Here is a 9,387-nt window from a genome sequence, read left to right as displayed (position 1 = left end):
TCTTCTCTTCTGGAATCCTTGGATTTAAAATTCTCATAAGTCTAACACATTTATTAAGTTTCTAAATGTGTCAACCTATATCAGTATAAGACATGTCTTTCCCTGTATAGTGTTGATCGGACGATTAAATATACTTAAATCATCTTAAATGTTGCCACAAAAGTACTGAATTCTGCTGGATTTTTACTACTTTTGTACAATCAAATTAACATAATTGGAAGAATGAAAAAACTACTACTAGTATCACTTACATTACAATTGGCTCTGGTTGGTTGTACGGTCGATAACACTGTCGATAACCCGGTAAAAGATTTGTCCACTCAAGAGGCTTTCGACGAGTATAAATCATCGTATTTAAGCTATCAGTTGGCTGAGGCGAATTTCTTTGAACCTGAAGCATCGTTCCGTCAAAGTTCGCTCTACAGAATGTGTCAGGCAATGCCTAAGGGAGCCGACCTGCATGTGCATTGTGATGCAATGTTGCCCATCGTGGAGCAGATAAAGTTTGTAAGCGATCATCCAAACGAATTGGTTGTTTGCTGTGTTGAGGGAAATGACTTTGGCATGTTGCGCTATATTGGCGACGGTACGCCTTGCCCCGAAGGATACAAGACAATGGCCGATGCCTTGAATAGCGGATGCACGCAAGATGATTTCGTCCGCGCTTGGACGATAAAAGGTGCAGGGGCTCAGCGGGCATGGGACTGGTTTGAGGGTATCTTTGACAAAAATATAAACCTGACATCATCGGTTTCTTTGTTAGAGGACTATTACACACGCGCCTTCAATCTCTATCTTAATCAGGGTGTGGTTCACATGGAGATAAGGCCGCTGTTCTTCGGCGACCATGCTGCGGCTTTGGAGCGAGGCCGTGCTATCTATCGTGCCATGAACACTGCTCGCAAGAAGAATCCCGAGTTCAGCGTGCGCATTATTGGCTGTGGACTCAAGGCCAAGACTGATGCGTATGACAAAACGCAATATAATGAAATGCTTATTGATAATGCCGTATATGTAAGCCTGAACCTGAAGGACACCATAGCCGGGCTCAAGGATTTCCTTGTCGGCATAGACTTGGTCAATGAAGAAGACCTGAGTGTGAGACTTACGGAATTTCAAGAGCTGTTGGCTAATGCCCGTACCCAGAATCCTAATCTGCACATCACACTTCATGCAGGAGAGAGTCTGAAGTCAGACAACGTTGAGATAAGCAGTGCCCTGTCGCTGGGTGCAGAGCGTATAGGTCACGGTTTCAATCTGTATAAATATCCCGATGTACTTGCGCAAGTCAAACAAGAGGGTATTGCCCTGGAGGTGTGTCCCATCTCGAACCATTACCTGGGTTATGCAGCTGACCTCACCCAGCATCCTGCCAAAGACTATATCCGTCAGGGAGTTAGTGTGGTGCTTTGCGACGACGACCCTGCCTACTTAGAGGGCAACCCCTATGTCGATGATGTTTTTGCAGCAGTAGTGGCATGGGATCTCAGTCTTGACGAACTGGAGCAGCTCTTCCGCTTGAGCATCACGAAGTCATTCTTGACAGAGGATCTAAAACAACAGCATCTCGCTTCGTTTGAAAAGCGATGGGCAGCGTTTCGAGCTCAGAAATGGCAGTAAGAATATGTCAGGGACTGTCATATTGTGACCTTAAAAGATTTGATATCGCAAATCGCGACAACAAACCCCAGACCATCTGCTAAAAACTCTTAATATATATCCTGCATCCATTGTTAGGTGCAGGATTATTTTTACCTTTGTGTGCTTGAATAAAGAAATTAATCAATGGCTAAGAACAACAAAAACCAAAAAGAGGCTGAACCGGTCGCAAAATGCGACCAGTCAAAAGAGGTTATCACAAATTCTTGCTTAGGCAAGCGTCCCGTAGGGCCGAGCGCTGACCTCCAAAATATAAATATCGAGAGTCTTATCCACATAGTGCGAGGACAAAAGGTTATGCTTGACTCTGACTTGGCGATGCTGTATGGAGTTTCCACAAGTCGTCTCAACGAGCAGGTTAAGCGCAATATCAACCGCTTTCCTGAAGACTTTATGTTCCAACTCTCAAAAGATGAATGGAGTACTTTAACATCGCAAATTGCGATCTTAAAGAATGGTCGTGGACAACATAGGAAGTTTCTCCCTCATGTGTTTACTCGCAATGGTATAGGAATGAAAGATGGAAGTGTCGCCAGAGTTGATAATAGAACTATTAAAATAACAAATTGTAAACTATTAATATGATAGATGTAAAAGAACTGTTAAACGAGATCAGAGAGAAGGTCTTTAAGGACGTCGATCTGACCTCGTTACCAAAGATGAGTGCCGAGGAGAAACGTACCTTGGTGTGGGAGAATATGGAACGCCTACTGGCGTTAAGCGATAATTGTCAAGCTGCAGAATGGCTGGCTAACCAATATTTGGATGTAGAGACAGACAATCCCAACAATGATAATCCGATGCTTAATGCGATTGAAACGGATTTTGTAGAATCGTCAGTTGCACATTTGCCTGAGGAAGAACGCTGTTTTGCCAAATTTGCATTTGACATGGGAATACTATCACACCATTTGTTGGCCCGTGAGCAATTATGGGAGGATTACTATTTTGGCGAGGGGTATGATAACGATGCATACGAATTGATTGAAGATATGCAGGACAGGTATCCTGGTGTAATGAGAATATTGAAAGAGTCGTTTGCAATTGATAACAAGCCACTTGTTGAGTGGGTAAGAAATTCGCCTTATCGCCGCTGTTCATCGCGTGTGGTTGGTATTATGTTACAGGCGGCTGCCGACGAGGCAGAGATGTATAATTCGGCCGAGCAGGATTATTATTTCAATTCGTTGCCCATAAATGAAGGCTTTGATGAGATAACCAAAGCAAACTTGGAGGTTGAAGATGGCTTGGAGTGTCTGGAAAATGCTGCTAAGCATAAGGAGCGCGCAAAGGAACTGGGCTTAGATAGAGAACAGGCATCGATAGTTGATGCTCTGTGTGGTACTTTCCAAAACGATTATCCTGCAAACTATATTGCTTGCGCCAAAGAGTTACAGGCGATGGCTACAAAGCTTCTACAGTCGAGAATACCCGAAAAAATGGATAGTAGCGACAGAATTAAGTACAATAGTGAGGTTTTTAACAAGGCTTATGAGATAGCTGAGAAGTTTGATATCGATATGTCGTCGAGAGATTTTAATATCAGCCGTTTGTATATAGATGACTGGATTAGTTTGAAATACCATTCAAAAAGATATGGCACTGGTAGATTTTGATTTGAAAGACTGGCGGCTGGCAGCATGCTCCAGGGCCATGCACATCAGAATTGAAAAACTGCAGCGTTGTGCTGACGACCTATTCTGTTTTGACGATTTTATAACTCGTCTACAACAGGATTATAGAACCATACTAAACAATGCGGCATTGTTAACCAGTATAGAACAATGCAAGCTGATGAGCCAGAATAAAGTACTGTTTATACAGGATTTGATGCGGGCTTACCTGCTGCCATTGCCTGAATTGCAATCGATGTATCGCAATACATTTAAAGGCCAGAACTTCCTGATAGAGTTGCATCAGCTGCGTGAAAATTTGGTAGAGGAGTATGCAAAGACTGATATTTACGACTGGTGGATAAACGTAAAAGAGAACTATGAAGAATGGCCCAAACTGGCAGAGCTTTTATACGGACCAGAAGGCAAACTTTCGGCTAAATCGGAGAATATGATGCAAAAGGTGGGCTGTATAGCACTCATAACATCAATCCTTACTGGTAAAGGCGATGGATTAGGTTTTGATGCTGATTACGACGCATATCAGGACTACAAAAGTAGTTTGTATGGTGATAATCAGGCAGAACAGTCAGCCAGTCCCTGGGATAAAATATTTAAAGAGGTGATAGATGTAGAAAAGGTAAAAGCTGTTTTACCTAAGCTGCTGTCGAACAAATCGGATATCCCAAGTTGGTTTGTGGTGCATCGTATCTTAGAAGAGATAGAATGGCTTGAGGATGAGATGGATGTGCACTTTATAAACTGGGTAGATGATGTGTATGGTTGGTCGGCAAATACTAAAAATTTTAAGCATATACAGCCTGCATTTAAAAACACCCATTCGCTTGATTGGGATGCAAAGACCATTACCTCGGCAAAAATCGCCCTCGATTATAAGGCCCAAGCCGATACTATTCGTAATGAGTTTGTGGTAATGGATGGTAGAACTGTAAAATCGGATAATACCTACTACTTTAAAAAGCCCGATTTGTACATCGCTCACAAGAAAAAAAGCTAAATAGTATACCAACATCGTATACCTTTTTATAAAACACTTAGTACCTCGTATACCATTTGTGGTATGCGAGGTGTTTTTTTTGTTTTTGCTACGATAAACGCAATAACTTTGTAATCGAAATCAGTTGACGAGGGTCGCAATAAACACCTGAATCCTGATAGAGATTAAATTAATAGTATTGTAAAACTTCGAGTTTTGTGAGAGTTCTCATGAGATAAAGTTCGAACACCTCCACATATCTCGCAAATCATCGAACAACAATGACAAAGAATTTTAGTGAGTACATCTTTTTGGATGGAATGTGGCTTCAGGAGAAACAGTTGCTGAAACTGGCAATGAACGTGGGGTGCTTTGCACTGGCTGAACATTATCTTTGTGCGCTACTGGCAAATGCTGTTATCTATGGTAAGCGTGATGTGATTTTGAAGGTGAACGAGGTACGTGAGTTTTATCATGTACCATTGATACCTCTGCCTGAAGACGAGGAAGAGGAGGATGAGGCCTGGCACCATACAGGCTTGAGCTGTACGGCTGATGATCAGGCGAGATTTGTTTTTCAGAAAATGACCAAGGAGGAGCGTCGTAATGTGCTGAAACGAAGCATGAGCTATCTACTGGAAAATTACCATCTATTTGTATATACGCGTCACTGGCTGTCTATCTTCATGGTGGTAAGAGATCGTTTGGTGGGTGAAAGCCTGAAACAGACTGGGTTCTTTTACTTTGCTAAGGAGATTACGCCTGCCAACTGGCCTGAGAGACTGAGGATAGGCGAGAACACCTCGAAGAACTTTGGACGAGAAATAGATGAGGATGATCGTGGCGAGGCTTACTACGACATGAAACAGAATCCTCAGAAGGAACTATGCGATACGTTTTGGGAGATAGTGAAAAGCATGATATTGACGGAGAAATGACGGAGAAAAATATCTATTTGACGGAGCATTTGACGGAGTTTTGACGGAGTGACGGAATCGAGGGGCATGCATGAAAAATCGATGTACTTTTGCATCAGAAATCAGAAGTAAAACGAAAATTTAAAAGAAATGAAACGAAGAATTATCTACGTTGGAACGCTGATAGATCTGGCCGCAATGTTCGAGTCGGATGTGGAGGCAGAAAGTTTAGAAGTCACAAACATTATAAAATACAACAGATATGACAAAAGAGATTAGAATTACGAGCGTAAGCCGCTCGACCGGAGGTCGCTTGCATTCCTGCAAGAACGCTCACGGTGTGAAAGTAAAGCGCTGCTGCGCCAGTTGTCAACACAAGTGCATTGAAAAAGATGGCACAAGAGTCTGTGCACAGATGATGATAAAGGTAGAACAGAAGTTCAAGTGCAAGCAGTGGCAGATGAGCGACGGTATGAAGAATGCCGGTAATGGGGGAGGTGTGGTGCGCCTGAAAGGCACTACAGAGATAGTTATACGTTAAACAATAAAAAAAAGATTATGAAACAGAAGAAAAAGATGATTGGTAATGGTCTGAACAAGTTGGTTTATGGCCGTGGTGAGAACCCTGTAGATGGCGTTAAGTTGCCATTTGAACAGCTGGCAAAGTTGTACGACGAGGGTGATAAACTTGGAGTAGCTTTGGCAAAGCAAATGATGGGTTATGGATTCGATTATCACGGAACATTCGTAAGAACCTTTGCTCTGTCGCAGATGGTGGCATACCTTAAGGTGTTTGCTAAGGCAAAGGGCTTCGACGCAATGGCAATGTTCGATATTCTGACTCCTAAGTTTACTGAGGATGCTGAACAGATGCTGAAAGAGATTCAGGCAGAGGAACGCCAGCAGCCTAAGTGCGGTTTAAAGATTCTTGACCTGAACACCGCAGAAGGTGCCAAGGAGTTCAAGAAGATGCTGAAGGATCTGGAAAACGAAATCGACTAGTAAAAGTAAGCATTAACCGAGTCGGAGTGTGGTGAAGGAAGTCTACGTAGTGAAAATGGCCAAATTCTAACACAACCTTCACTCATTAATTCGATAAGATTATGCGAAAGTATGTTGAGATTCCACTAGAAGTGGTAGAGCGCCTTGTAGAAGGCAAGTGTGTGGAAGGTTCACTTCGTAGAGACGAGTGGACGGGTAAAGTAACCTTTAGGGCATATCAGCGCCATCCGCGCCATCGCCACGAACGTGTGGTGTGCCAGCTGGAGAATGGCTGGCTGAAGGAGACGCCCCTGCGTTACAAGTTCTATAACAGCGTAAGAAAAGACCTTGGCCGTCGTGTGGTCGATGTGGTAATGCATCGCGAGCTGAATTCAGCCATGCAGTCGCTGGAGATAGAAGAGATTCTGGATAATGTATAATTAAGAAAGGAGGATTAATATGGGATTTTGTTATCAGGAAAACACTCACTTCTCTCAGGCTGTTAAGTGCAGCCGAGAGAAGTTCTGGGACAGTGTGAGGGACGCTTCTACTGTCTGGAAGATTGACAGTCGAAGGGAGATACTGGAGGCTGTGGAGCAGCACAATTCTGAGGTCATCAATAAGTGGCTGAAGAATGAGGACTATGGTAAGTTTCTGGCTAAGAAGCGTGGACTAAAGAAGCAAAGTGCGCGCCAGAAGTTCTTCGACAAGACGGATGAGGAGCGTCTGCTGGCTTTTGCACAGGAGTTGAAGGATAACTTGACAGCTTTTATATTTAGCTGCTATGAGTTTGATGCAACGCCTACGGCAAATGGCAATCCCTTTTGTCATCGTAGGTTGGCTGACTGTCACCTGAATGGACTTGTAATGCTCGACATTGACCATGTGGATAATCCGCTGGAAATATTCGAGGCCCTGAATGCTAATCAAGAACTGATGGCCCGAACGGCACTGGCGCATATCACCAGTTCGAAGAAGGGCATTCGCATCATCTTTACTGCTGACATCAAGGAAGGCAATTTGGCTGATAACCAGATAGTCTTTGCTGAAAAACTTGGCTATAAGGCCGACTCCAGTTGTATTGATGCTACTAGAAATAGTTTCGCTCCAAAAGAGGAGGATATACTTTACATTAATGAGGATTTATTGTTTGATTATTATGACGAAGATTTCGACAGGGAGTACACTCCCAAGTATCGCGAAAGACAGACCCAGCCGCTATTTCATAAATTTCCTACTGGCGATGGGGCTGATAGTGGTATTGATACTAAGACTGATGCTGTGGCCTGTGAGGGTAGTGAACAAGGGACTGAGACTGTCAGGACTGTGGATGCTGAGACATTGGATTTGACGTGGAAGGGCTATGATGTACAGTGTATTATTGACCTGCGTTATGGCGACAAACTGCCATGCGCTGCCGACAGTAACCGCCACAACGAGAGTCTTAAACTGGCAAGCGACCTGCTCATCATGTATGATGGTGACAAGCAGAAGACCCTGCAGATGCTCAAGGCGCAGAAGTGGGTGCAGGAGATCATCGACGAACGCGATGAGAATGTGGAGCAGACTGTTTCCAGTGCCGCTCAGCGAATGGCTGAGAGGGAGAAGAAATACCTCAGTCAGCAGCCCAGTAAGGCTATGCAGGATGCAATCAAGGAGGCGACAGGCCAGACGTACCAAGAGATTACGCAAGCCAAGACGTCAACCTCGGCGGCGGTGACGGAGGTAGATATTGAGCGCTGGCTTTGGGATTGGGGTAATCAGATAGAGGCTCTTATGCCTGACTTCCCGCTGTTGCAGGACATCTGCAAGGGCTTGAAAAAGAATCAATACCCTGCGGCTGTGTTTGTGGCTGGTGGATTGATGATGACCTTAATGACAAGGTGTACTTATCGCTTCTATCATCGACCTGAAGAGTTGCGCAGACTTAATAACTCTACGCTGATTATTGGCGATCCTGCTAGTGGTAAATCGTTCGCTACCCGCTTGTTTAAGCTCCTTGCGGCACCTATGGTGGCAGCAGATAAGGCTGGTATCGCAGCTATCAACCGTTATAAGGAGGAAATGAAGACCAAGGGCGCTAACAAGGAGAAGCCACAGAAGCCTAAGGCGCTGTTCCGCGTGCATCCGGCTCGTACTTCGAATGCCCAGTTCATACAGGATATGGTGAATGCCGTGGAGGTGGTAGATGGCGAGGAAATGCAGTTGCATATGCTGACCTTTGATACTGAGCTCGACAATACGTTGACCGTTCAGAAGGGTGGTTCGTGGATAGATAAGATGAGTCTGGAACTGAAAGCCTTCCATAACGAGGAGGATGGTCAGGCGTATTCTAATCTGGATAGTGTAGTACAGAACTTCTTTGTGTTCTGGAACTATATTTACACGGGTACTCCTATGGCTCTGAAGAAGAAGGTAAATGCTCAGAATTTTGGCTCTGGTCTCGCTACTCGCTTGACATGTATACCGCTGCCCAGCACCAACTTTGAGATGATGACGCGCGAGAGTCATGTGGATTTTGAGAGCGACGGCAGGCTGAAGGAGTGGGCTTTCAAGTTGGATAGGATGAAGGGCGAACTCTCAGTTCAGAAGATAGTAGACGAGCTCTACGACTGGACTGCCCGCCGCATGGCTGATGCAGCAGAGAACAACAGCAAGGCCGATGAAATGCTCTTGAAGCGCTGCGCCTATCATGGGCTGAACTTTTCAGCACCGTTTATAGTGATGCGCCATTGGGCAGATATTCATCAGGACGGCCAGTATTGGTGTGGCCAGTTTGAGACTGACGCTACAGACTGGAAATTGGCAGAATTGATAGTAACTATACAGTACGCCTGCCAGCGTCATTACTTTGGAGCGCTTGCCGAGAAGTATTTTGACGACAAGACACGCGATGCTGCTGCCAACACGCCACGCAGGGCCAAAACCATCGAGGCCTTTAACCGTCTGCCTGAGGAGTTTACAATCGACGATGTGATTCAGTGCTTCGCGCTGAAGAACAACACCTCGGCTCGAACAAGGGTGGTGCGCATGATGAAGGACAATCTGGTAGTGAAGGTGGACGAGTTTGTAGATAACGGAACCACCAAGGCGATGTATAAGAAAACTGGTATGGCAATGCTCTAATGTCTTATACTGATATAGGTTGACACATTTAGAAACTTAATAAATGTGTTAGACTTATGAGAATTTTAAATCCAAGGATTCCAGAAGAGAAGAA

9 protein-coding genes are annotated in these 9,387 nt (G+C 44.5%); all 9 read left to right on the top strand.

Annotated features, from left to right (window positions below; translation table 11 throughout):
• Positions 1–222 precede the first annotated feature (222 nt).
• The 9 genes from T500_RS0114480 to T500_RS0114440 all read left to right on the top strand — a co-directional run bounded on the left by T500_RS0114480 (position 223) and on the right by T500_RS0114440 (position 9,293).
• Complete coding sequence (locus tag T500_RS0114480) at positions 223–1,620, top strand: hypothetical protein (protein ID WP_028908698.1); 1,398 nt, start codon at positions 223–225, stop codon at positions 1,618–1,620.
• Between the two features lie 165 nt (positions 1,621–1,785).
• Complete coding sequence (locus T500_RS16130) at positions 1,786–2,244, top strand: ORF6N domain-containing protein (protein WP_051612095.1); 459 nt, start codon at positions 1,786–1,788, stop codon at positions 2,242–2,244.
• Complete coding sequence (locus T500_RS0114470; protein WP_028908697.1) at positions 2,241–3,275, top strand: hypothetical protein; 1,035 nt, start codon at positions 2,241–2,243, stop codon at positions 3,273–3,275. The genes T500_RS16130 and T500_RS0114470 overlap by 4 nt, the downstream gene beginning before the upstream one ends.
• A complete protein-coding gene (locus T500_RS0114465) occupies positions 3,256–4,290 on the top strand; it encodes a hypothetical protein (protein WP_036909246.1) in 1,035 nt (344 codons plus the stop codon). The genes T500_RS0114470 and T500_RS0114465 overlap by 20 nt, the downstream gene beginning before the upstream one ends.
• 260 nt (positions 4,291–4,550) lie before the next feature.
• Positions 4,551–5,207, top strand: a complete 657-nt coding sequence (locus T500_RS0114460) for a hypothetical protein (RefSeq protein WP_155267581.1) — start codon at positions 4,551–4,553, stop codon at positions 5,205–5,207.
• 241 nt (positions 5,208–5,448) lie between these two features.
• Positions 5,449–5,727, top strand: coding sequence for a hypothetical protein (locus T500_RS17080; RefSeq protein WP_155267580.1), 279 nt, complete (start codon positions 5,449–5,451; stop codon positions 5,725–5,727).
• A 17-nt stretch (positions 5,728–5,744) separates the two neighbouring features.
• Positions 5,745–6,188, top strand: coding sequence for a hypothetical protein (locus tag T500_RS0114450; protein WP_028908694.1), 444 nt, complete (start codon positions 5,745–5,747; stop codon positions 6,186–6,188).
• A 101-nt stretch (positions 6,189–6,289) separates the two neighbouring features.
• A complete protein-coding gene (locus T500_RS0114445) occupies positions 6,290–6,607 on the top strand; it encodes a hypothetical protein (RefSeq protein ID WP_028908693.1) in 318 nt (105 codons plus the stop codon).
• Positions 6,608–6,626: 19 nt separating this feature from the next.
• Entirely contained in the window at positions 6,627–9,293 is a 2,667-nt protein-coding gene (locus T500_RS0114440) for a BT4734/BF3469 family protein (protein WP_028908692.1), read from the top strand.
• The last annotated feature ends 94 nt before the right edge of the window (positions 9,294–9,387 follow it).

Source organism: Xylanibacter ruminicola Ga6B6, from assembly GCF_000687715.1.
In the GTDB taxonomy this organism is placed as follows: Bacteria; Bacteroidota; Bacteroidia; order Bacteroidales; family Bacteroidaceae; genus Prevotella; species Prevotella ruminicola_B.
Note: the sequence above shows the minus strand (reverse complement) of the source record. Positions and strands in the feature narration are given on the sequence as shown.